Origin of the sequence: Conyzicola sp., assembly GCF_046714715.1 — a bacterium.
GTDB lineage: Bacteria > Actinomycetota > Actinomycetes > Actinomycetales > Microbacteriaceae > Conyzicola.
This window is the reverse complement of the sequence record NZ_JBKKAD010000002.1, coordinates 1-24,233: the sequence shown is the minus strand read 5'-3', so window position 1 is coordinate 24,233 and position 24,233 is coordinate 1. Positions and strand designations below refer to the sequence as shown.

Annotated in this window: 17 protein-coding genes and 1 pseudogene; 11 read left to right on the top strand and 7 right to left on the bottom strand. The window is 67.0% G+C overall.

Annotated features, from left to right (window positions below; translation table 11 throughout):
- Window positions 1-138 precede the first annotated feature (138 nt).
- The 4 genes from ACLQ6X_RS00100 to cls all read right to left on the bottom strand — a co-directional run bounded on the left by ACLQ6X_RS00100 (window position 139) and on the right by cls (window position 5,775).
- Window positions 139-2,655, bottom strand: coding sequence for an MMPL family transporter (locus ACLQ6X_RS00100; protein ID WP_411698126.1), 2,517 nt, complete (start codon window positions 2,653-2,655; stop codon window positions 139-141).
- Between the two features lie 98 nt (window positions 2,656-2,753).
- On the bottom strand, window positions 2,754-3,395 hold the full coding sequence (locus ACLQ6X_RS00095) for a TetR/AcrR family transcriptional regulator (RefSeq protein WP_411698125.1): 642 nt from the start codon (window positions 3,393-3,395) through the stop codon (window positions 2,754-2,756).
- A 90-nt stretch (window positions 3,396-3,485) separates the two neighbouring features.
- Window positions 3,486-4,304 (bottom strand): DUF1206 domain-containing protein, encoded by an 819-nt coding sequence (locus ACLQ6X_RS00090; RefSeq protein ID WP_411698124.1) that lies wholly within the window; start codon window positions 4,302-4,304, stop codon window positions 3,486-3,488.
- 7 nt (window positions 4,305-4,311) lie between these two features.
- Entirely contained in the window at window positions 4,312-5,775 is a 1,464-nt protein-coding gene (cls, locus tag ACLQ6X_RS00085; protein ID WP_411698123.1) for a cardiolipin synthase, read from the bottom strand.
- 255 nt (window positions 5,776-6,030) lie between these two features.
- Between cls and ACLQ6X_RS00080 the strand changes: the two genes are divergently transcribed.
- The 3 genes from ACLQ6X_RS00080 (at window position 6,031) to ACLQ6X_RS00070 (ending at window position 9,483) form a co-directional block, all read left to right on the top strand.
- Entirely contained in the window at window positions 6,031-7,044 is a 1,014-nt protein-coding gene (locus tag ACLQ6X_RS00080; RefSeq protein WP_411698122.1) for a diacylglycerol/lipid kinase family protein, read from the top strand.
- Window positions 7,045-7,105: 61 nt separating this feature from the next.
- Complete coding sequence (locus tag ACLQ6X_RS00075) at window positions 7,106-8,071, top strand: hypothetical protein (RefSeq protein WP_411698121.1); 966 nt, start codon at window positions 7,106-7,108, stop codon at window positions 8,069-8,071.
- A gap of 59 nt (window positions 8,072-8,130) precedes the next feature.
- Window positions 8,131-9,483: a flavin monoamine oxidase family protein gene (locus ACLQ6X_RS00070; protein ID WP_411698120.1), complete on the top strand. Its 1,353-nt coding sequence runs from the start codon at window positions 8,131-8,133 to the stop codon at window positions 9,481-9,483.
- Window positions 9,484-9,502: 19 nt separating this feature from the next.
- On the opposite strand, the gene ACLQ6X_RS00065 is transcribed toward ACLQ6X_RS00070, so the two are convergent.
- The 3 genes from ACLQ6X_RS00065 to ACLQ6X_RS00055 all read right to left on the bottom strand — a co-directional run bounded on the left by ACLQ6X_RS00065 (window position 9,503) and on the right by ACLQ6X_RS00055 (window position 11,195).
- The gene (locus ACLQ6X_RS00065; RefSeq protein WP_411698119.1) at window positions 9,503-9,841 is read right to left on the bottom strand and encodes a hypothetical protein; all 339 of its coding nucleotides are present in this window, start codon (window positions 9,839-9,841) and stop codon (window positions 9,503-9,505) included.
- 72 nt (window positions 9,842-9,913) lie between these two features.
- Window positions 9,914-10,456, bottom strand: a complete 543-nt coding sequence (locus ACLQ6X_RS00060; protein ID WP_411698118.1) for a hypothetical protein — start codon at window positions 10,454-10,456, stop codon at window positions 9,914-9,916.
- A 58-nt stretch (window positions 10,457-10,514) separates the two neighbouring features.
- A complete protein-coding gene (locus ACLQ6X_RS00055; RefSeq protein WP_411698117.1) occupies window positions 10,515-11,195 on the bottom strand; it encodes a TIGR00645 family protein in 681 nt (226 codons plus the stop codon).
- A 197-nt stretch (window positions 11,196-11,392) separates the two neighbouring features.
- Between ACLQ6X_RS00055 and ACLQ6X_RS00050 the strand changes: the two genes are divergently transcribed.
- The 8 genes and pseudogenes from ACLQ6X_RS00050 to ACLQ6X_RS00015 form a co-directional block, all read left to right on the top strand.
- Window positions 11,393-12,436 carry a TerC family protein gene (locus tag ACLQ6X_RS00050; protein WP_411698116.1) on the top strand — a complete coding sequence of 348 codons (1,044 nt, stop codon included), beginning with the start codon at window positions 11,393-11,395 and terminating at the stop codon, window positions 12,434-12,436.
- Window positions 12,426-13,070 carry a hypothetical protein gene (locus tag ACLQ6X_RS00045; protein ID WP_411698115.1) on the top strand — a complete coding sequence of 215 codons (645 nt, stop codon included), beginning with the start codon at window positions 12,426-12,428 and terminating at the stop codon, window positions 13,068-13,070. The genes ACLQ6X_RS00050 and ACLQ6X_RS00045 overlap by 11 nt, the downstream gene beginning before the upstream one ends.
- A gap of 128 nt (window positions 13,071-13,198) precedes the next feature.
- Complete coding sequence (locus ACLQ6X_RS00040) at window positions 13,199-14,095, top strand: PP2C family protein-serine/threonine phosphatase (RefSeq protein WP_411698114.1); 897 nt, start codon at window positions 13,199-13,201, stop codon at window positions 14,093-14,095.
- The gene (locus ACLQ6X_RS00035) at window positions 14,092-15,294 is read left to right on the top strand and encodes an FHA domain-containing protein (RefSeq protein WP_411698113.1); all 1,203 of its coding nucleotides are present in this window, start codon (window positions 14,092-14,094) and stop codon (window positions 15,292-15,294) included. Before ACLQ6X_RS00040 ends, ACLQ6X_RS00035 begins: the two co-directional genes overlap by 4 nt.
- 28 nt (window positions 15,295-15,322) lie before the next feature.
- Entirely contained in the window at window positions 15,323-16,972 is a 1,650-nt protein-coding gene (locus ACLQ6X_RS00030; RefSeq protein WP_411698112.1) for a protein kinase domain-containing protein, read from the top strand.
- Window positions 16,969-17,769 (top strand): hypothetical protein, encoded by an 801-nt coding sequence (locus ACLQ6X_RS00025; RefSeq protein WP_411698111.1) that lies wholly within the window; start codon window positions 16,969-16,971, stop codon window positions 17,767-17,769. Before ACLQ6X_RS00030 ends, ACLQ6X_RS00025 begins: the two co-directional genes overlap by 4 nt.
- On the top strand, window positions 17,769-23,363 hold the full coding sequence (locus ACLQ6X_RS00020) for an Ig-like domain-containing protein (protein WP_411698127.1): 5,595 nt from the start codon (window positions 17,769-17,771) through the stop codon (window positions 23,361-23,363). The genes ACLQ6X_RS00025 and ACLQ6X_RS00020 overlap by 1 nt, the downstream gene beginning before the upstream one ends.
- Before the next feature lie 199 nt (window positions 23,364-23,562).
- Window positions 23,563-24,233: pseudogene (locus ACLQ6X_RS00015) on the top strand (hypothetical protein); the annotation flags it as partial.

Here is a 24,233-nt window from a genome sequence, read left to right as displayed (position 1 = left end):
TGGGCTCGGATATGTGTATAAGCCACAGCCCCCGGGGTGCACGGCGAACCCCGGCTCGGCCGCCGCTCACCCCAGCGTTAGTGACGACGGCGCGGAGCCGGGCCATCGGCCCGGCTCCGCACCTTCGTCGTTCGCTGGTTAGACGCGGACGGGCTCGGGCTCCTCGTCATGCGTGGGGTGCGAGCGTTCGAGCGAAGCGCCCTCCACGTCGACGTTGGGCAGGATGCGGTCGAGCCACTTCGGCATCCACCACGCGGCGCTACCGAGCAGGTGCATAACCGCCGGGATGATGAGCAGTCGCACGACGAACGCGTCGAGCAGCACACCGAGCGCGAGGCCCAGACCGATCGACTGGATCATCACCGAGTTCGAGAAGATGAACCCGCCGAAGACCGAGATCATGATCAGTGCCGCGGCGATGACCACCGCGCGCCCCGCGTGGAGTCCCCGCTGCACGGCGAGACGGGCCGGAGCTCCGTGCGCGTACGCCTCCCGCATCCCGCTCACCAGGAACAGCTGGTAGTCCATCGCGAGTCCGAACAGGATGCCGACCACGAGGATGGGCAGGAAGCTCAGGATGGGGCCCGGATCGTGCACCCCGAAGACCGGCGCCAGCCAGCCCCACTGGAACACGGCGGTGATGCCGCCGAACGCCGCGAACAGCGAGAGCACGAAGCCCAGCGTCGCGGTGACCGGCACGAGGATCGAGCGGAACACGAAGATCAGGATGATCAGCGAGAGGCCCACGACAACGAGCAGGTAGAGCGGCAGGGCGTCGGCGAGTTTCTCACTCACGTCGATGTTGCCCGAGGCGTTACCGGCGACGCCGAGGGACGCGACGCCGTCGATCTCGAGCCCGCGAAGGTCGCGCACGAGCTGCTCGGTCGACTCGCTGGTCGGTCCGCCCTCGGGCACGACCTGGAAGGCGAGCAGCAGGTCGTCGTCGGATGCACCGATGGGGGCGACCGCCACGACGTCGTTCTCGGCCTTCAGCAGCTGTCCTATGCGCACCTGTTCGCCGACGAGCTCGTCGTCGGTGATGGCCTGGTCGAGGTCGGCGACCACGATCAGCGGGCCGTTCACCCCGGCACCGAACTTGTCGTCTATCAGCTTGTAGGCCTTGTAGGCGCTGGAGTCGACGGGCTCGGAGGAACCGGCCGGCAGCCCGAGACGCATCGACAGCGCGGGGATCGCGATGATGAGCAGCACGGCGATGCCGGCGACGACCGTCACGACGGCGCGCAGGGTGTTCATCGGCTTGTTCGGCACGCGCACCTTGGCGTCGGCCTGGCCGATGACCTTGCGCGCCTTCCTGGTAAGGATCTTGGTGCCGACCAGCCGCAGCACGGCCGGCGTCAGGGTGATCGCGATGAGGATGGCCACGAACACGCAGATCGCGCCGACCGTACCCATGAGCCCGAGGAACGGGATTCCGGTGAGGTTGAGGGCGAGTAGAGCGATCAGCACGGTAGACCCCGCGAAGACGACGGCGTTACCCGACGTTCCGTTGGCGAGTCCGATCGACTCCTGCAGGGGCACGCCGCTGCGCAGCTGTGTGCGGTGCCGGTTGAGGATGAACAGCGAGTAGTCGATGCCGACCGCGAGGCCGAGCATCACGCCCAGAACGGGCGTGACCGAGATCATGGTGACCGTGCCGGAGAGGGCGAGCGAGGCGAGCACACCGACGCCGACACCGATGAGGGCATTGATGAGGGGGAGGCTCGCTCCGATGAGCGTGCCGAGCATCACGAACAGCACGACGGCCGCGAAGATGACGCCGGCGATCTCGCCCGGGCCGAGGATCTCGGGGATGCTCGCCGCGATGTCGTTCGACACCTCGACGGCCACGCCGTCGATGTCGGCGTCGCTCATGGTCTCGACGATGGCTTCCTTCGCCTCGGCCGGCACCAGGTTCAGCGACTTGTCGAACTGGATGCTGCCGACGGCGGTGGTCTCGTCACTCGATACCTGGCGGATCTCGGCGGCGAGGTCGAGGAGGTCGGAACCCTGCTCGAGCTCGGTGCTCTTCGTCTCCAACTCGGCGCGACCCTCGTCGAGGGTGGCCTGCTGGGCGTCGATCTGCGCGGTACCCGCGTCGATCTGCGCCTGCTGTGCGGCGAATCGCGCCGCGAGCGGGCCGCTAGTGGCCGCGGCTCCGGCCTGTGCCTTCGCGGCGTCGAGCTGCGCCTGACCCGCTGCCGCCTGCTCCTTGGCGGCGTCGATCTGCGCCTGTCCGGCCTCGAGTTGAGCCGTGGCATCCGCGATCTGCGCGCGTCCGTCGACGATCTGCTGCGCCTGGTCGTCGAGCTGGGCCTGCGTGTCGAACGGGTTCGTGGTGGCCTTGACGTCGTCGAGGTCGTTCGTCTCGGTGAGCAGGTCGCCGATGGCGGTCTTCTGATCGTCGGTGAACGCGGAGTCGTCGGTGGTGGTGAACACGACAGTGCCGCGCCCTCCGCTCGCCTGCGGGAACTTCTCGGCGAGCTCGTCACTCACCTTCTGTGTGGCGGTGCCCGGAATGCTGACCGCGGAGGTGAGCGTTCCGCCGAAGAGAGCGTATGCGCCGCCGGCGAGGCCGAGAATGACCACCCACGCGACGATGACCAGCCAGGCCCGGCGGGCGGAGAACCGACCGAGTCGGTAGAGAAGGGATGCCATGTTCCTCTGATTTCTTTCTTAGCGGTGTGGGTGTCGCAGGAGGGTCGTACGTCTCACATCGCGCCATCGGGAAGGGAGGGGGGTGAAGCGGTATCGGGTCAGGCGGGGGCCGCGTATCCGGCTCGCACGGAGGCGAGCAGGCGCGCGAGCAGTTCGTCCCAGATGCCACGGGACGCGGGGTCGAGGCTCGCGCCCGTGCGGGTGATCCAGTGGCGGGCGGCGACGGCGACGCCGTTCATCAGCGAACTCACGAGCACCTCCACCTCGAGCTGATCGAGTTCGTCGCTGCGTCCCGCAATCTCCATCGACAGCTGATCGGTGGCGTGGGCGAACACGTTCTGCATGGCCGATTCGGAGCGGCCGTCTTCGCCGTCTTCGGCCAGCACGCCCCACAGGTAGGCGATGACGGAGGGGAGGTCCATGCCCTGCACCGCGGCAGCGATCTCGGAGAACAGTGCGTGTCGGCTGCCACCGGTCGGCGCTGCGCGGGTCGCTGCGCGGAACTCGTCGACGGCATCGGTGAGCACCCGGGTGCAGGTGATCTGCACGATGTCGTCGAGCGACGAGAAGTGGTTGAAGACGGTGCGGCGGGCGACGTCCGCGCGCTCGGCGAGTTCGTCGACGCTGAAGCGTGGTTTACCGCGCTCACGGATGAGTGCTGCCGCGGCATCCAGAATCGCCTGACGATGCCGCGCCTTGAGGGCGGCCCGTCGGTCGATGGTGATGTTCGCGGTGGTCACGTGAATACACTAAGTGCACCGACGCACTCTGTGCAGTGATTTCTCGTGGATTGCGCTGGGGATTCGCTGTGGATCGCGCCGCGGCGCGTACTAGGAGCGGAAGCGCGCCCGCACGAAGCAGTAGACGCCGTAGGCGATGAGCCCGACGCCGATCGCGATCAGCAGAACTCCGCCCGCCGGAAGAGCGACGAGCGACTTTAACGCCCCGTCGAGGCCGGTGGCCTCGCTCGCGTCCGCCGTGACGGCGGCGACGATGAAGAGCACCCCGACCACGAAGATGGCCACGCCCTTCGACACGTAGCCGGCGACGCCGAGAACGGTCGCGCCCCGCTTCCACCGCGCACTCGGCAGGGCCAGGTCTTCGAGGAACGTGCGGCGGACGCCCTTCACAACGAAGTAGACGCCGACGGCGATCGTGATCACACCGATGGCCATGAGCAGCACGACGCCGCCGGGCGCCGCGAGCAGGGAGGCGCTGAGGTCCTGCGTCTGGTTGCCGCTGTCGGACGAGCCGCCCATGGCGTAGGTCAGAGCGGATGCGCCGACGGCGAGGTAGGCGATTCCCTTGGCGGCCTCCTTGCCGCGTTCGGCCCAGTCGGACTTCTCCCGGCCGCGCACGAGCGCTGCGTCGACGAGCTGGAAGAGACCGAGCGCCGCGAGGGCGACCACGACGACCCACAGGATGACCTCGCCGAACGGGTAGCTCGCGACCTGCGCGAGGGCACCGCCCTGATCGGCCTCGCCCCCACCGCCCGACGCCACGGAGATCGCGATGCCCCCGATGAGAATGTGGATGAGGCCGTTGACGGCGTACCCGCCGCGGGCCAGCGTCTGGAACACGCTGCTGCTGCGGAGCGACGATGCTCCGCTTCGGACTGTGTCGACGGCGTCGGCCGTTGGTTCGCTCATAACTGCCTCACTGTACCGTCGCCGTGAGGCGCGCCACGTTGTCGAGCACCTGCGACTTCACGCTGCGGGTTCGCCATTCGTCGATGGTGAGCTCGCGCGAATGCTTGCGGTAGTCGTCTTCCACGGCGCGCAGCCGGCTGACGAAGTCGCGCCCGCGCACCATGAGCGACACCTCGAAGTTCAGGCTGAACGAGCGCATGTCCATGTTGCTCGATCCGACGACCGCCACGTCGTCGTCGACCGTGAAGTGCTTGGCGTGCAGCACGACCGGCTTCTCGTAGAGGAAGATGCGCACGCCGGCGTCGAGCAGGGTGTCGTAGTACGACCGCTGCGCGTGATAGACGACGGCCTGGTCGGCGACCTCGCAGCCGAACAACTGCACCTCGACGCCGCGCTCGGCGGCGGTCGTGATCGCGTAGAGCATCGAGTCGTCGGGCACGAAGTAGGGGCTGACGATCACGAGGCGGCTTTGCGCGCTGTAGACGAGGGCGTTGAACAACCGCAGGTTGTTCTCTTTGTCGAAGCCCGGGCCGCTCGGCACCACCTGGCAGTCGATGGCGCGGTCGGACGGCACCGCGTGCATGGGGTCGGTCTCGCGCGTCAGCAGCTCGCCGGTCTCGGCGTACCAGTCGGTGACGAAGATCGCGTTGACGCCCGCGACGACGGGACCCTCCAGCCGAACCATGAGGTCTTTCCACTGCAGGCCGCGCTTGATGTTGCCCTTCTTGTTGTAGCTGGGGTCGACCATATTCTGCGACCCCATGAACCCGACGACGCCGTCGACCACGAGCACCTTGCGGTGGTTGCGCAGGTCGGGTCGGCGCCAGGCGCTGCGGAACGGCTTGAACGGAAGCATCTCGCGGAAGGGGATATCCGCGTCGCGCAGGAACGCCTTGGTCTGGGCGAAGTAGGGGTGCCGCAGGGTGGCGATATGGTCGTAGAGCACCCGCACGATGACGCCGCGGGCGCGGGCGTCGGCCAGTGCGGCGAAGAACCCTGCGGTGGTGTCGTCGCGGGTGAGGATGTAGAACTCGACGTGCACATACCGCTCGGCCTTTTCGACGGCCCGCGTCATGGCGGCGATCGAGGGCGCGTAGTCGGGAAGCAGCTCGGCGGTGTTTCCGCCCACGAGCGGCATCGAGCCGAGGGTCGTGTTCAGCTCGACGACCGACTCGAGCCACCTCGGCCAGGTCGCGTCCTGGCGCACGAGGTCGAGTCCCGAGGTCGTGTCGACGATGTAGCTGTTGATCTCGCTCTGCTTGTCGCGGCGGTCTTGCGGAAGCTTGCTGCTGCCGAACAGCAGAAAGAGCAGCGCACCCGGGATCGGGAGGGCGAAGACGGTGACGAGCCACGCCATGGCCGAGGTGGGCCGGCGGTCGCGGGGGATGCGCACGACGGCCGCCACCCTGATGATGATGTTGATGACCGCAAGTACGGTCGGTGCCGCCTTGAGCAGTTTGCGCCAGTCCACTGTCGTCCGTTCTGGCGCGTCGCGTCGACAGGCCCCCGATGAAATCCTACGGCCGCGAACGGTGACCGCCGTCGCAAGCCTGCGGCGGAGGCATCCATTCGCCGAGAAATCAAGCCGATGCCCAAATGCTCGCCAGCGAGGGGCGTTCCGATACGGTCGTTTTACCGTTCGCCGACGCCGTCGATATGTCCGACCCGCCAGTCAACAGGCTGAATACGCGGAGTCCACCCCCCCCCACCGCCGAGGAGCACAACCATGACCGCAACATCAGAACGTCCGAACGACGAGCCGACGGCTCCGTCGAGCGCCGCGGTGGGCCAGGCGGCCGTGGTGTACAACCCGATCAAGGTCGACATCGACGCCATCAAGGAATCGGTCGCCCGGTACGAAGCGGAGGCCGGCTGGCCCGAGACACTATTTTTCGAGACGTCAGCGGATGACCCGGGGCAGGGGCCGACCAAAGAGGCACTCGCCGCCGGTGCCACCCTCGTGATCGCGGCGGGCGGAGACGGAACCGTTCGCGCGGTGGCCGAGGCGATGCGCGGATCGGACGCCAGCCTGGCGCTGCTGCCCTCGGGCACCGGCAACCTACTCGCCCGCAACCTCAAGCTCACGCTGAACGACCTCGACCACTCCATCGAGTCGGCGTTCACCGGTCGCGACCGCGCGATCGACATCGCCCGTATCAAGATCGAACGCGAAGACCGTAGCGTCGACCAGCACAGCTACCTCGTGATGGCCGGGCTCGGAATCGACGCCAAGATGATCGCGAACACCGACGACGACCTCAAGGCGAAGGCCGGCTGGCTGGCCTACGTCAAGGCGATCGCCGTCGTCGCGAAGGACAAGGACACGCTGAACTTCCGCTACAAGCTGGATCAGGGCCGCGAGCGTCACGTGCGCGCGCACTCGATCATGGTGGGCAACTGCGGCTCCCTTCCCGCGAACATCCTGTTGATGCCGGATGCCGCGGTGGACGACGGCGTCTTCGACGTACTCATCCTCGACCCGAAGAGCGTGCTCGGCTGGCTGCAGATCCTCGGCAAGGTGTTCTGGGAGAACGGCGTGCTCAGCCGCACGAAGGCCGGCCGCAAGCTGTCGACGGGCGACGTGGACGCGCTGAAGTACACCACCGGCACCACTCTGGCGCTGCGCCTGGCCAAGCCCGAGGAGATCGAACTCGACGGCGACGGCTTCGGCAAGGCCATGGCGTTCAAGACCTGGCTCGAGCCCGGCGGACTCACCGTGCGGGTGCCCGCCGACTCCTGATCCACCCGGCGCGTTAAGTCAAGGTCTACTCAGTTATCGGGGTTTCCGGTTGACTGACGCGGTGAAAACACTCTGGTTCGTATCGCTGGTCGCTATCACGGCCGCACTCACCGTTGGTGGCGTTCTCTTTCTCGTGGCGCAGGCCGAGCCGCCCCTGGGGGGCTCGCTTGTGTTTGCAATAGCGGCGCTTACGGTCTTTGTGTGCGGGCCCGTGTGCGTGGCCGCGGTCGCGATCTACTGGGACGTGAGAAACACCGATGCTCGACGTTATTTCCGCGTCTACCTGCGGGTGGTGCTGGTTCTGGAGTTTCTCGCGTCCGTCGCGATCGTGACGTACGCGGCGTTGGAGGGATCATCCATATGGCTGCCGGTTGCCTTCATCGGTATCGGAGGGGCGCTCACCGGGCTAGTCGTTTTCGCGAGCCCGAGAATCGCAGCCAAGTACCGCAAGCCGGAGGTGCAGGTGGTCTGGGCGCCCATCACGCGCGCGGAGATCGTGCGCGGGGTGCGCACCATCGCGATCTGGTTCCTCGGCACGCTGGTGGTGGTATTGGTCGGCTTCGCATTTGTGCAGCCCGACGCGCCGCTCGAGCGGACACTGGTTGCGCTTCAACTGGCGTTCACCGCCGGAGCGGTCGCGAGCGTTTTCGTGTCGGTGCCGTTCGCGCGTCGGCTCGGCGCGATCACCGGTAGTGACATCAGTCGCACGTCCAATATCGCGCGGGTCGTTATCCAAGGAAAGGCGATGGACCTCAACGAGGCGGAGCAGGATGCGGCGGCCAAGTATGCGGCGACTTGGCAGACGGTGCAGGCTTTCCAGCTCGGCTTCCTCGCCTTGTTCTATGTCGGCATCGCATTCTCTCAACTCGACACATTCGTCGCCGGATCGACGACCGGACTGGCCGTCCCTGTCCTGAGCCTGCTTGCGGCGACCGCGGTGATCATTGGGCCACTCGCGGTGCTCCAGATCCGTCGCGCACGCCGCTATGCCCGCGAGCACGCACACAGGCTGCCGGTCGCGGCGTAGCCGGGCTACCATCGGGAGCACTCGCCGCGCCGCTGAGGCCCGTCCCGAAGGATCATCCAGTGACAGAACTCCAGTGTGACGTCGTCATCGTCGGAGCCGGGGCGACCGGGCTCACGATCGCCACCGACCTGCAGAAGGCCGGCTTCTCGACCCTCGTCGTCGAAGCACGCGACCGCGTCGGCGGACGCCTGCGCACCGAGACCGTCGAGGGCGCCGTGCTCGAGCTCGGCGGCCAGTGGGTCTCGCCCGACCAACGGGCGCTCATCGCGATGCTCGACGAACTCGGTCTCGAGACCTTCGAGCGGTATCGAGAGGGCGACAGCGTCTATGTGGATGCCGCGGGCTCGGCCACTCGCTTCACCGGCGATCTCTTCCCGACGTCACAGTCGACGCAGGACGAGATCGAGAGGCTGATCGCCCTGCTTTCCGGGCTCACGGCTGAGGTGGATCCGTCGGAGCCGTGGAACCACCCCCGCGCGGCAGAGCTCGACGCTCAGTCGTTCGAGGCGTGGCTCGAGCAGAACTGCGCCGACGCCGAAGCGCGGGCCAACGTCGCGCTGTTCGTCGCCGAGGCCATGCTCACCAAGCCGGCCCACGCGTTCTCGGTGCTGCAGGCCCTGCTCATGGCCTCGAGCGCCGGCGGCTTCGAGCACCTCGTCGACGCCGACTTCATCCTCGACCGCCGGGTGGTCGGCGGCCTCCAGCGGGTTCCGCTGTTGTTGGCTGAACGGCTGGGCGACCGGGTGCACCTGTCGCAGCCGGTGCGCGGCATCGAGTACAGCGATGACGGCGTTGTCGTCACGACCGACGGGCTCGTGGTGCGAGCGCGCCGCGCCGTCGTCGCCGTTCCGCCGAACCTCTACGGCCGCATAGCATTCAGCCCCGCCCTGCCGCCGGCGCGCCAGCAGATGCACCAGCATCTCTCGCTCGGACTCGTCATCAAGGTGCACGCCGTGTACCCCACGCCGTTCTGGCGCGCGGCCGGCCTCTCGGGCACGGCCTTCAGCCCGTTCCAGGTGGCGCACGAGGCCTACGACAACTCGGGCTACGGCGAAGATGCCGGAACGCTCGTGGCGTTCGTCGCGGGGGAGACCGCGGATCGCATGCTCGCTCTCCCGGCTGACGAGCGGCAGCGGGTCATCCTCGACTCTCTCGCCAGCTATTTCGGCGACGAGGCGCGCTCGCCGTCCGTCTACTTCGAGAGCGACTGGGTGTCGGAGGAGTGGACCGGCGGAGCGTACGCCGCAAGTTTCGACCTCGGTGGGCTCGCGCGCTGGGGATCGCAGCTACGCAGCCCGGTCGGCCCGATCCGGTTCGCGAGCAGCGATATAGCGGGCGAGGGCTACCAGCACGTCGACGGGGCGATCCACATCGGCCACGAGGTGGCCGCGGAACTCGCGGCGACCCTGTAGGGCGCGGGCAGGCAGCGGATTACACCTCGAGGTCGGGCGACGTCCAGATGCGGTCCATATCGTGGCTCGACGCGACGGCCTGCGGCCGCATCAGCGCGCGCGCCTGATGGTCGAGCGCCTCGACGGCCGCCTCGTCGATCAGTTCGGGGGCTGCGCCTTGGATCTCGATGGCGACGACCTCGCTCGCCGGACCGATCACAAGGTCGACCGACGTAGGCCTGTCTTCGGCGTCGAGCGCTGGCACGTGCACCGAGGCCGAACCGTTGCTGGCCCCTAGGGCCGCCACGAGTGAAAGCAGGGAGTCAGCGATAGCGGTGCCGGTAATGAACGAAGTTCCTGCGTACGTGACCTGTTTCATCATCCCATCCTTGGTGGGGCGATTGGATGCGGCAACGCCTTGCGATGGTCGGGCATGTGGGTTACCGGACTTCTAGCTCCAGCGCCGGTAGTCGGGTTCTAGAGTGGGCAGGTCGACTTCGCGCACCGCGGTCATGCCCTCCCGGCGGGTGCCTTCGTACGCCGGGTCTGCCGCCGCCCGGGCGATCAGGTCGAGTCGTTTGACTATGACCGAACTCAGTTCCGACCAGGCATCGGCGCGGGCCGACTCGGCGAGCTCGGCACCGACGGACGGGTCGGCCGCTAGATCGGCGAAGGCCCGGGCGAGCTCGGAGTAGATGAGCGCGCGCTCCTCGAGCACCTTCACGTCTGCCGGTCGGTAGTCGTGCTGGTGGCGCAGGGCTCCGACGGCCGTGCGTGCCGTGCGTGCGCTGCGGGCGGTGCGGGCCGCGTAACCGTCTTGCTCGACCGACAACTGCCACAGCTGCTCGGCGACGAAGCCGTCGAGGTCGAGGTCGTGCAGCGATCTGCCCTCTCGAAGTGCGCCCACGATGAGGTAGTTCTTCGTCGCGAGCGTGACCGTGGAGCGCCCGATGAGCAGGCCCTCTTCCACGGCTCTCGCTACGTCGGTATCCACTTCTCGCAGGCTAGACCCTCTGCGGGTTTCCGTCGAGAGGGACGCGGCTATCGCCGGGTCAGGCCGAGGCGTCGGCCGATACCGGCCGCTTCTCGCTCTCGTGCTGCTCCAAGGCCCTGGTCATGGCCGGGTGACCCTGGGAGATCTTGTCGATCCACGCCAGAGCGATGGCCGACACGATGAAGACCATGTGGATGATGACCTGCCACAGCACGCCGTCCCAGGTGTAGACCTCGCCGGTGACACTGTCGGCGCTCGGGCTGGTCGAGCCGAGGTCGCCGACCTCGATGAAGGTCTTCAGCAGGTGGATCGACGAGATGCCGATGATGGCCATGGCGAGCTTCACCTTGAGCACGTTCGCGTTCACGTGCGAGAGCCACTCGGGCTGATCGGGGTGGCCGTCGATCTTGATCTTCGACACGAAGGTCTCGTAGCCGCCGATAATGACCATGATCAACAGGTTGGAGATCATCACCACGTCGATGAGCGCGAGTACCGACAGCATGATGAACGACTCTTCGATGTGAATCTCACCGCCGTTGAACAGGTCGACGAACACGATCTCGGCAAGATGCCAGAGTTCGACCATAAAGACGACGACGTACACGACCTGGGCAACGATGAGCCCGAGGTAGAGGGGAGCCTGCAGCCACCGGCTGAAGAAGATCAGGTAGCCGACACCGGAAACCCAGGCGGATTGTTGACGGTATTCACGGGGACTGGTCGGGATTTCGCTCACCCGCCGATTGTAGGGGGGCCTCGCTGAGAGTCCTGTATCGTGGACACCTGCGAAGGGGAGTATCCCATCTCGCCGAGATCGTCAACACGAGCCCCATCGCCGCGGCTCCGGTCTCGGCGGCACTATCGTTTTGTCGATACTGCGGGAGAGACTTTCGGGTTTTCCCCTGCCCACACCCTTTTGGAACGGACTCCTCCATGGACGTCGAACTGCCCCTCGCCTTCGAGATCACCTCGTATGCCGTGCTCATCGCGATCGTCATCGCCGACCTCGTGCTCGCCTACCGGCGTCCGCACATCCCGAGCACAAAAGAGTCCGCGCTCTGGGTGACCTTCTATGTGGTGCTCGCGCTCATCTTCGCGGTGATCATGTTCTTCGTCGGCGGCGCAGAGCACGCCGGCCAGTTCGTGGCGGGCTGGCTCACCGAATACAGCCTGTCTATCGACAACCTGTTCGTGTTCGTCATCATCATGGCGCGGTTCTCGGTGCCGAGGAAGTACCAGCAGGAGGTGCTGATGATCGGCATCATCCTCGCCCTCATCTTCCGCGGAATCTTCATCATGCTCGGCGCAGTGGTCATCGAGCAGTTCAGCGCCGTCTTCTACCTCTTCGGCCTCTTCCTCGTCTACACGGCCTTCAACCAGGCCTTCACCAGCCACGACGAAGAGGAAGACACCGAGAACAAGATCATCGGCTTCCTGCGCAAGCGCATCGACATCACCGACGACTTCGACGGTGCCAAGATCCGCACCGTGATCGACGGCAAGAAGGTCTTCACCCCGATCCTCATCGTGATCATCGCCCTCGGCACGACCGACATCGTCTTCGCGCTCGACTCGATTCCCGCGATCTTCGGGATCACCCAGAGCCCGTTCATCGTGTTCGCGGCCAACATCTTCGCCCTCATGGGTCTGCGCCAGCTGTACTTCCTGCTCGGCGACCTGGTCGACCGCCTCGTGTACCTCAAGTACGGCATCGCGTTCATCCTCGCGTTCATCGGCGTGAAGCTGTTCTTCCACGCCCTGCACGAGAACGAGCTGCCCTTTATCAACGGCGGCGAGCACGTCGAGTGGGCGCCCGAGATCGACACGTTCACCTCGCTCATCGTCATCGTCGCTTCCATGGCCGTCGCCACGATCGCGAGCCTGCTGAAGATCCGTTCCGACGAGCGAAAGAAGCCCGCCGTCGCGGACAAGGTCGAGGCACCCGTCGAGTCCGACGATCGCCCCGATGCCCACTAGCCAGCCGCTCTCGCTCGCCGAGGAGCTCTACCTCGTTCTGCACTACGACCCCGTCACGGGCGAACTGCTGCGCAACGGCAAGGTGAACGGTTCCGAGGCTCAGGTGCTCTCCGCCGCGAAACTGGTCGACCTCGTCGAGCACGACCGGGTCGCGGTGGAGCGCACGCGCACGGTTCGGGAGGCGCTCGTCGCGACGGAGCATGCTTCGGATGACGCGGCTCTCGACGAGGCTCGGGCACTGCTCTGGCGGCAGACGAAAGACCGCAGTATCACGTGGGGGCTGTCCAACCTGGGGTCCTCGACGCTCCTGATCGCCGGTCTCGCGGCGCGAGGCCTCGTGGTCGAGGAGCGCAAGCCTCTCGCCGCCCTGCCGTCGCTCGGCGCCGAGGTGCTGCGGGAACGTCGCGCACAGCTCGATGCCGCCTGGCTGGGCGAGCCGGCAGACGAGCGGGCGCAGCTCGTGGCCGTCGTGCTCTTCGCCGGCAAGGTCTGGCGCAACGTCTACCTCGTGCGCGACCGCGCGGAGAAGGACTCGACCGTGGCCCGACTCACCGTGCTCACCGAGCGGGCCGCGCGCGGCGGGGAACGCGGCAAGATCATCGGCCGCCTGCTCGCAGACGCCGTCACCCCGTAGCCCGGGCATGGGTAGTACTACCCATCTGTTTATCTCTGCGGCCGGTCACGACTTGGTACCGTGGGGGAAGGTTGCTCGCCGCCGCGGAGTTCGTGGGGTTCGATCGTGCACGCGAAAGCTGGGTGGGAATGTCGATTGACGTACGGGAGCAACTGACGCTGCCCGACCTGACGGCACAGTTCCGCTACACCGCGCACTCCCATCGCGGCGCCGTGCGCAAGCTCAACGAGGACAGCTTCCTCGCCGCCCTGCCGCTCTTCGTGGTCGCCGACGGCATGGGCGGACACTCCTTCGGTGATCGCGCGAGCCAGGCCGCCATCGCCGCCTTCGCCGCCGCCTTCGAGACGGATGACCCGGCGGCAGCCCAACGCGTGCTCGACACCATCCGGCTCGCCAACGAGGCCGTGCTCGAGCTGACCGCGGGCGAGGGTCCCGGCGGCGCGATCAGCGGCACCACCCTCACCGGCATGGCCTTCGTCGACGTGGGCGGCGACAACAACTACCACTGGATGGCCTTCAACGTGGGCGACTCCCGCACCTATAGCTGGGACGGCCGCACCCTCTCGCAGATGAGCGTCGACCACTCCGCGGTGCAGGAGCTCGTCGATCTGGGCCACATCACCAAGCGCGAGGCCGAGAAGCACCCCGACCGCAACATCGTGACCCGCGCGCTCGGCGCCGACGGAGAAGTCGACCCCGACGTCTGGCTGCTGCCGGCGAAGGGGCACCAGACGTTCCTGCTCTGCTCCGACGGACTGACGAAAGAGCTGAGCGACGACGAGATCGCCCGCATCATGGTCTTCCACTCCGCCGAGGTGCTTCGGGAGACCGACGGCCTGCCGATGACTCTCGCCGAACGCCTCGTCAACGCCGCCGTGGCGGCCGGCGGTTCCGACAACGTCACGGTGGTCGTGGTCGAATCCGACATGATCGGGGCCTCCCTCGTCGGGGTGGGTGGCGGCGAAGACACCGTCGACCGCGACGCCATGTCCAACCAGCTGGAAGAGACGAGACCGAGAGCATGACGACAGTGAGCACCCGGCAGGCCGTCGCGGCGACGAGCGGCGGCTGGATCGCCTTCTCGAGCGCGTCCCGCATCCTCGTGGTCGGTGCCTCGCCCAACGACGCGTTCGTCGCGGCGCTGTGGTCGGTCGTCGGGCTCCCCGACGGGCTGCAGCGCACGCTCGACCTGGTCACGAGCAAGGGGCTGTCGGCGACGCCGCCGTTCGCCCTGCTCGACTTCACCGCTGGACTGCGCGCCATCGTGCGCGGCGATGTGACGGTGACCGTGACCCGCGCCGGCGGCGAGGAGACCCTGTCGGGAAGCGGGGTCTCCACCTGGATCGAACGCAGCATCGACCGCGCGACCTCGGTGTCGCTCGTCGTCGGTGGCGCGACCGCGGCCGCCGTGCCCGCGCTGCCGCTCGAGACGGGCGCCGCCTGGATCGCGTCGCTGTCGGTGGGCGAGGTCCCGGTCGCTGAGCCCGTCGAAGCGCAACCGGTCGCTGAGCATGTCGAAGCGACCGCAGCGCCTGTCGTGATCACACCGCCCGCGCCCGTCGAGATCGACGTCGAGGCCACGGTCAGCGAGCCGCCGGCCGAGCCGCCCGCCGAGGCGTCCGACGACACCCCGACGGTAGCGATCGACAACCTGGAGTCGTCACCGGAGGGCTACGACTACCTGTTCGGCGACACGATGTATCGGTCGGTGGCCGATGCCGCCGTGCGCGACGAAGAGGAGGCCGAGGCGGATGCCCCCTCCGCCGAATCGGCCGGAGACCACGACGGGCACACGGTGCTCACCTCGGACATCGCCAAACTGCGCGGCCGCCGCAAATCCAAGACCGACGCCGACACCCCGCCGATCCAGCCCGAAGCGCCCGTCGTCTCGCTCGTTCTCGCCGACGGAACGCGCGAGCCGCTGAGCCAGCCGATCCTGGTCGGCCGCTCGCCGAGCGTCAGCCAGGTCTCCGGCGGCAAGATGCCGAAACTCATCACCGTGGGCGGTGCCGACCAGGACATCTCGCGCACCCACGTGCGCTTCGTGCTCGAGGGCGGAACCGTCGTCGTGACCGACCTGCACTCGCGCAACGGCACGACCATTGCAATGCCCGGAAAAGAACCGCAGAAACTTCGTGCAGGTGAGCCGACCTCCGTTATCGTGGGTACGGTGGTCGACCTGGGGGGCGGCGTGACATTTACCGTGGACGAGGCCGGACTGTGAACCAACGCGTGATCGAGAACAAGCTCTGATGCGACGCCCCGCTTCGCAACCCCCGGAACTCCCGGGGTACACCTTCGTGCGCCTGCTCGGCTCGGGCGGTTTCTCCGACGTCTTCCTGTACGAGCAGAAGCTGCCGAAGCGGCGCGTGGCCGTGAAGGTGTTGCTGACCGAGGAGCTGGTCGGCGCCAACCGGGCTGCGTTCGTCGCGGAAGCGAACTTGATGGCGCAGCTCTCGGCGCATCCGTATATCGTCACGATCTATCACGCGGACGTCGCGGGCGACGACCGTCCGTACTTCGTCATGGAGTACTGCTCGGGGCCGAGCCTCGCCGAGCGCTACAAGCAGGAGACCTTCCAGGTGGCCGACGCCCTGCGCACCGGCGTGCGCCTGTCGAGCGCGGTCGCCACGGCGCACTCCGCCGGGATCCTGCACCGCGACATCAAGCCGGCCAACGTGCTCGGCAACGACTACGGCTGGCCGGCCCTCACCGACTTCGGCATCTCGAGCGCGGTCGACGACGACCTGCTGCCCGTGCACACCGGCACCCTCGAGGGTGCTCTCGCCGACACCGGCACGGGCGGCACGGAGAGCGCGTCGATCGGCATGTCGGTGCCGTGGTCGCCGCCGGAGATGTTCGAGGACGACCCGCAGCCCGACGTGCGCAGCGACGTGTTCTCGCTCGCCGCCACCATCTACACGATCCTCGCCGGCCAGACGCCGTTCGAGGTGCGCGGTCGGTCGAACGGCACCCTCGACCTGATCGGTCGCATCGAACGCGGCGCGATCACGCCGATGGCCCGCGACGACATCCCTCGTTCGCTCACCGCGGTGCTGCAGAAGGGCATGGCGAGCGACCGCAACGACAGGTTCGCCACGGCCGTCGACTTCGCCCGCGCACTGCAGCGGGTCGAGTTGGAGCTCGGCTACACGCCCACCGCGATCGACGTTCCGAACCTGCTGATCGAAGCCCCCCAGCGCGACGGCGAGGCGGACGACGCCGACGCGACGCGCGCCCGCACCGTCGCCACGATCCAGGCCCAGCCCGACGGACCGTCGTCGCGGGCGTTCTCGGTCGCCGTCACGCCGAACGACGACGTGACGCTGGTGCGCGCCACCCAGAACGTCGTCGCCCAGCCGCCGACCGCGGCCGGAACCTACTCGTCGGCTCCCGTGCAGGAGGAGACGGTGGTGCGCCGCAAGGCCGCACCCGTCGTCGAGGCCGCGCCCGAGCCGGTCGCACCGACGACGCCCGCCGACCGACCGCGCCCGCCGTGGGTGCTCATCGGCAGCATCGCCGCGGCCGTGCTGATCGCCGGCGCGGTGGCCGCCGGCATCGTGCTCGGCGGCGTGCCGACCGCGCCGACCGCGGCCTCGAGCCAGGCCCCCGGCGCTGGGGGAGACGCGATCGTCGCCTCCGCCATCCCCACTCCGACGATCGGCGCCGCGGTACCGGGCGAGACGACGCTCACCTTCACCATGGTGAATCCCGCACCGGTCGAGGGCGACGAGTTCGTCTGGAAGCGGTACGACCGCCCCGGGGAACAGCTGCGCGCCATCGCCACCGACCAGATCGTGGTCGACCCGTACTCGCCCGGTGAGACGGTGTGCATCGAAGTGAGCGTCAAGCGCGGCACGAAAACCTCGGCCGACCCGCTGCAACAGTGCTACCCGCAATGAACCCGCTGAAGATCGAGTTCTGTGGCGAGTGGTACGACGTCGAACACCCCGCCGACTTCCACATCGGCCGCGAATCCGACCTCGTGATTGACGACAACCCGTACCTGCACCGCCGCTTCTTGCGCATCTACGAGGACTTCGGCATGTGGTGGCTCGCGAACGTGGGCAACCTGCTGTCGGCGACGGTGACGGATGCGACCGGCCAAGTTCAGGCCTGGCTCGCCCCCGGAGCGAAGCTGCCCATCGTGTTCTCCCAGATGCAGGTGCTCTTCAGTGCGGGCAGCACCACCTACGAGTTCACCATCCACTCGGCCGACGACTACTTCGACACCTCGACCGCGGTCGCCGGCACGGGCGGTTCGACGACGATCGAACCGGTGCCGCTCACAAGCACGCAGCGCCTGCTGATCGTGGCGCTCGCCGAGAACGTGCTTCGCCAGTCTTCGCCCGGTCGCGGCGAAATCCCCACCTCGTCCGATGCCGCGGAGCGCCTGCACTGGTCGATGACGACGTTCAACCGCAAGCTCGACAACGTGTGTGACAAGCTCGACAAGATCGGCGTGCAGGGGCTGCGCGGCGGCAAAGGCAACCTCGCCACCAACCGGCGGCTGCGGCTCGTCGAGTACGCGGTGGCGACGCGGCTGGTGAGTCAGGACGACCTCTACCTGCTGAACCGTAACGACACCGAACACGTCGAGGCAGAGAAGATCAAGGCGACTCAAGCCGAGGCGACTCAAGCCCAGGCGACTCAAGCCCTGACGACTCCGACACAGACGGCACCGGGGTCCGCGGTTTGATGTCGGTGCGGGCGTGGACCCGGCGTCATAAGACGACCGCCACGGCCCTCGTCATCGCGCTCGTGGCCGGCGTGCCGTTGACGATCGCGGCGTTGCATCCGGGATTTCCGATCTCGGACGTGCAGCTGACCTCGCGCGACGTCTGGGTCACCAACGGCTCCCAGCTGCTCGGCGGGCGGTTGAACCGGCAGATCGACGAACTCAACGGTTCGGTCACGGCCTCGTCGGCGAGCTTCGACGTGGTGCAGGATGCCGACACCCTGTTCATGTACGACCCGCTGAGTGGCCGGGTCGAATCGGTGAGCCCGGCCACGACCGAGGTGACCTCGGCGATCGACGTGCCTAAGAATGCGGAGGTCGCCTACGGCGGAACGGTGCTCACAATCGTGTCGCCCGAGGGCGACCTGTGGGCGATTCCCGCGGTCGGCGACCTGCAGTTCAACTTCGTGGCAATGCCGCCACTCGTCGAGCTCGGTGAGGGCGGCCACGCCGTGGTGACGAGAGACGGCACGATGCTCGCCGTGTCACGCGAGAACACGGCGCTCTACCGGATGGCGAGCCTCGCCGACGCCCCCGTCAAGACCGCTCTGCCGTCGCTCGGCGAATTCCAGCTGTCGGCGGTGGGCGAGCGGGCGGTCATGCTCGACCAGTCGACGAACGAGATTGTGACCGAGGATGGCGCGGTCTACCCGCTCGGCGAAGACCCCGCCCTGCGCCTGCAGCAGGTCGGTACCGACGACGACACGGTTCTCGTGGCGACCGGCGATTCGCTCTTGCGCGTCGCCCTGGGCAACGGGGAAGTCGAGAAGCTGGACCCCGGAGTCGCGACCCCTGTCGTCGACCCGCTGCAGGTCTCGGCACCCGTCTACCTCGACGGCTGTGCGCACGGCGCGTGGGGAGAGGCCCAGAAATACATCGCCGCGTGTGACGGCGCAGAGACTTCTGTGCAGGACATCCCGCAGGCGGGCGCCGGGGGCCAGATCGTGTTTCGCGTCAACCGCTCCGTGATCGCGCTCAACGACCTTTATAACGGCAACGCCTGGCTCGTTGACGAGAACATGCGTCTGGTCGACAACTGGGACGATGTCACCCCGCCCGAGGAGCAGGAATCCGAGGAGGTGGGCGACGAGAAGTCGGCCATCCAGTCGTTCGAGGACACCCTCGCCGACCGTTCCGAGGTGAACCGGCCGCCCACGGCGATCGACGACGAGTACGGCATCCGTCCGGGCCGCACGACGATCCTGCCTTTGCTCGACAACGACACCGACCCCGACGGCGACGTTCTGGTCATCTCGGCCTACGATCCAGTCAACGAGTCGACGGGCCGCCTCGACTCGATCGACGGCGGTCGTGCGCTGCAGTACACCCCGCGCACTGATTTCGTCGGAACCATTGCGTTCACCTACACGGTCGACGACGGGCGGGGCGGACTCGCCCAGGCCCGGGTCAGCGCGAGTGTCGTGCCCGACACGAGCAACGAGCCGCCGGTCGCGATCCGCGAGGCGGGTGTCAGCGTGGAGGCGTTCCAGACGGTCAGCTACAACGTGCTCACCGACTGGCGCGATCCCGACGGCGACGACCTCTTTCTCGTGGGGGCGAGCCCCAAGTCGGGCGACCTCGTGCGGTTCACGCCCGACGGCTTCATCACGTTCACCCACGCGACGTCCGAAGTGGGCGAGAAGGAGGTGCAGTTTCAGGTCAGCGACGGACGCGGCGCGCCCACGCAGGGCACACTCACCGTGAAGGTCGAGCCCGTGGGCACCCTCAACCCGATCGGCACTCCCGACTACGCGACGGCGTTTGTCAACGAGTCCGTAGTCGTCAAGCCGCTCGCCAACGACCTCTCGCCCTCCGGCGCACAGCTCGCGCTCGTCGCGATCGAGGATCCGGGTAACGGTGCCGTCGCGACATCCAACCCCGATGCCTCGACCATCAGCTTCTCGTCTGCCAATGTGGGCGTGTACTACGTGAAATACACGCTGCAGGCCGGGGCCAACAACAGCGTCGGTATAGTGCGCGTCGACGTCAGAGAGAAACCGGCCGACGACAACGTCCCGCCGGTCGCGGTGAAAGACACCGCGTACCTGCGCGGCGATGAGCCGGTAACGGTGGCGGTGCTTGCCAACGATGTGAGTCCGGCGGGCAGAGTGCTCGCGGTCCAGTCGGTGGATGTCGCGCCGGAACTCACGGCGAAGGGGCTCGTCGTCGAACTGCTCGAGAGCACGCTCGTCCGGGTGACCTCTCCGGCCGCGCTCACCGAACAGATCAACTTCGCCTACACGGTGAGCGACGGCATCTCCACCGCGACCGCGGGCATCACCGTCGTTCCGGTTCCCGCGCTGACCAAACACCAGCCGCCCGTCGCGGCCAACGACACCGCGAAAGTGCGCGTCGGCGACATCACGACGCTCGATGTGTTGGCCAACGATTTCCACCCCGACGACTCGACCATGACGCTCGACGAGAACCTCGTGACGCCGCCCGTCGACGGACTCTCCTTCGTGTCGAAGAACACGCTGCGTTTTCAAGCGCCGATGACGCCGGGGGAGTACCGCGTCGACTACCGCGTGCTCGACCCGTTCAACGAGACCGCGACCGCCACGGCGGTGTTCACAGTGACGGCCGTCGATACCCCTGGCAACCAAAATCCTGTTCCGACGCCGCTCATCGGCCGCGTGCTTGCCGGCGGTTCGATCCGCATCGACGTGCCGCTGAACGGCATCGACCCCGACGGCGACTCGGCCCAGCTGCTCAACTTCCCCACCAACCCGGCGTTCGGCGCGATCGTGGAGACCGGCACTGACTACTTCATTTACGAGTCGTCCGAGGCGGCGGCCGGCACCGACGTCTTCAGCTACGAGGTGTACGACGCGTTCGGGGCGACCGGCCAAGCGGAAATCAAGATCGCGGTCATCCCGCCGCCCACCGATTTCCAGCAGCCGAACGCCGTTCCCGACGCCGTCTCGGTGCGTCCGGGACGCATTGCACAGGTCGATCTGCTCGCCAACGACTCCGATCCGCAGGGCTCGCCGATCAAGGTGTCGACAGCCCTGGTCGACGTGCCAGAGGGCATCGACGCGGAGGTGGCAGACCAGCGCTACCTCGTGCTGACGGCTCCTGACACCGAACAATCGTTCTCGTTGCGCTACGAGCTCACCAATGCCCTCGGCGGCAAGACCATGAGCTACGTGCTGGTTCAAGTGAACCCGAACGCGCCTATCCTGCCGCCGACGGCCGCAGACATCCCCATCCTGCAGAAAGACATCGCCGGCAAGGCGACCTATACCGTCGACGTGTTCGACGGCAAGGCGTTCAACCCGTCCGGGCCGACCGATGAGCTCGTCGTGTCAATCGAGGGACCGAACGCCGGCGCCGCCACCCAGCTCGAGTCCGCGGGCAAGATCGAGGTGACGCCCGGCGAGAACCGCCAAGCCATCGCATACCGCGTCACCAACGAGGCCGACGATCTGAGCGCGATGGCGTTCATCCTCGTACCCGCTGCGGTCGAGGAAGGCTTCGACAACCCGCCGCGCATCGATCCGAATCTGCCCGTGCAGTACGTAAGCATGAACGAGACCCGGCAGTGGGACCTCGACGACATCCTCGACGTGCCCTCGGGCCGAGACGCGTGGATCCCAGACGAACAGAGCGTGAGCGCGCTGCAGAGCGACGGAACGCCGAACTATGTCGACAAAGACACGCTGACGTTCACGCCACCGAAGGACTACCGCGGACCGGCCGCGATCAACTTCACGGCGTTCGACGGCGCCTCGAAGAACGACCCTGCCGGGGTCTCAGCGCCGCTGCGCCTGAACATCGTGGTCGGCGACCCCGAGTTTCGCGACACCCCGCCGGTGTTCACCACCCCGAACGCGCAAGTCGAGGTCGGCGAGACCACCACGATCGACTTGCGCGCATCGACGAGTCAGCCCAACCCGCAGATCCTGCAGGAGGTCACCTACTCGGACATCAGCCCGTCGGTCGCAGGACTGCAGACCAGACTCAGCGGGTCGCAACTCACTCTGACCGCGCCGCGCAACGCGAAGAAGGGCGCGACGTACACGCTCAACGTGACGCTGCGCTGGGACAAGTTCACGGTTCCCGGCACGATCGATGTGACCGTCGTCGGATCGACACGCCCCCTCGCGGTCGCCGTAACCGACACCCTGGAGATGAAGCGCAACGCGAACAGCGGATCGATCACCGTGAGCGCGCTCGCCAACGACTCGAACCCGTACCAGACGACGGGCGAGCCGCTCGTGATCACCGACGCCGTCGTGCAGAACACGGGCGAGCCCGCGACGATCACCAAGACCAAAGACACGATCACCATCCGGCCCGCAGCCACGCTGAAGAGCGGCGTGATCGAGGTGGTCTATACGGTGCAGGACGCGACAGAAGACGGCGACCGCAAGGTCAACGGCACCATAACGCTCACCGTCAGCGATGTGCCCGACCAAGTGGCGAAGCCTACGCGGCTCAACGGTCAGGCAGTCGGCGGTGACAGGTCAGCTACGTTCCGGTTCATCGCGCCCGCCGCCAACGGCAAGCCGATCACCTCCTACGAGGTCGTGACCAACCCGTCGGTCGCGACGCCGACGAACTGTACCGCCGGCGCCGACTGCACCATCACCGGGCTCGAGAACGGCACGCCGTACACGCTGTCAGCTAGGGCGATCAATCAGCACGGCGTCGGCGAGTGGTCGCCCGCGAGCGACCAGATTACGCCGTACGGCGTTCCCGCGCAGGTCACGCCGACGCTGAGCACCGGAAGCAAATGGGCCACGGCGAACATCAACGCGAGCTGGCCGGCCGTGCCCGGTACCGGTGGAACGACGACCTATAGCTGGAGCACCAGTTCCGGCAAATCGGGAAGCACCACCGGCACGAGCGCGTCGTTCAGCGAGAACGAGGGCAGCTACACGATTACCGTCACTGCGACAAACCCCGGTGGCAGGTCGGGACCCGCCGGAACCTCGAACACGCTAGTGATCCAGAAGGAACCGGTTCCGCTCGCTCCGCAGAACGTCTCCACCCCGGGTGGCGGCGAGGGACCGATGACTGTGAGTTGGACCTGGTCGGCTCCAACCAACGGCGGTGCAGACCAAGCAGCCGACGGGCTGGAATACGTGTGGTCGACGAACAGCGGCCAGGGCGGTGTCACGACCGGAACGACCGCGTCCATAACCGTCGACAAGAACGGCGGAACCCGAAACCTCACCGTGTACGCGCGCAACAGCAGTGGTTCCGGACCGTCGGCCGGTTCGGGCAACACGGTCGTGACCCCGAAGCCCGACCCGCCGGTCGTTATCACTCCGTCCACGACGTACTGCAAGGGCACAACCAGCGACGTTCGCGGCCAGGGCGAGGGCCTTCCACACGACGGTGTTCAATACGCAAACATCACGCCCGGCACCTATACGATCTACAGCGATCAGCCCGGTCTGAGCCACTCCAACACCTACGTATTGGGTGCCAGCGGATCGGTGTCGCTGACCAGCTGGCAGAGTACCGGCGGCCTCACCATCACCATGCTCGGTCCCAACAACTACTCGTTCCCGGGTAACGCCGGGTCCGCACCGAACTGCAACTAAGCAAGGGAAGAGACCTACATCTCGAAAATGGGCACCGTTGGTCCGAGCCGTTAGTGCGCGCCCGGCTGACCCCGACCCATGGGTAGATCTACCCATGTTCGGGAGGCCGCGAAAAGCGACCCCCGTGTTAGCCTGAAAATGGATCGGCCGGGGAAGCAGTGCCGATCACACGGGGATCAATCAATGCCGGGGGAATCGCTTGACTGGTCTGAGCGCGTGGACGAAGCGCCATAAGACGACCGCGTCCGCCCTAGTGATCGCGCTGGTCGCCGGTATTCCGTTGACCATCGCGGCGTTGCATCCGGGCTATCCGATTTCTGACGTGCATCTGACGTCTCGCGACGTCTGGGTCACGAACGGCCAGCAGCTGCTTGGTGGCCGGTTGAACCGGCAGATCGACGAACTCAACGGCTCCGTCACCGCCTCGTCGGCGAGTTTCGACGTGATGCAGGACGCCGACACCCTCTTTATGTACGACCCGCTGAGCGGGCGCGTCGAGTCGGTCAGCCCGGCCACGACCGAGGTCACCTCGGCGATCGATGTTCCCAAGGGTGCCGAGGTCTCCTACGGCGGAACGGTTCTCACGATCGTGTCGCCCGATGGTGATCTGTGGGCGATCCCGGCGGTGGGCGACCTGCAGTTCAACTTCGTCTCCACCGAGCCGCTGCTCGAGCTCGGCGAGGGCGGCCACGCCGTCGTCACCAAAGACGGCGAGATCCTCGCGGTCTCCCCGACGAAGAAGTCGCTCTACCGGGTCGCCAGCCTGGCCGACCCTGCCGTGAAGAGCGACTTCCCGGCCGTCGGCGAATTCCAGCTCACCGCCGTCGGCGACGTCCCCGTGGTCTTCGACCAGTCCACGAACGAGATCGT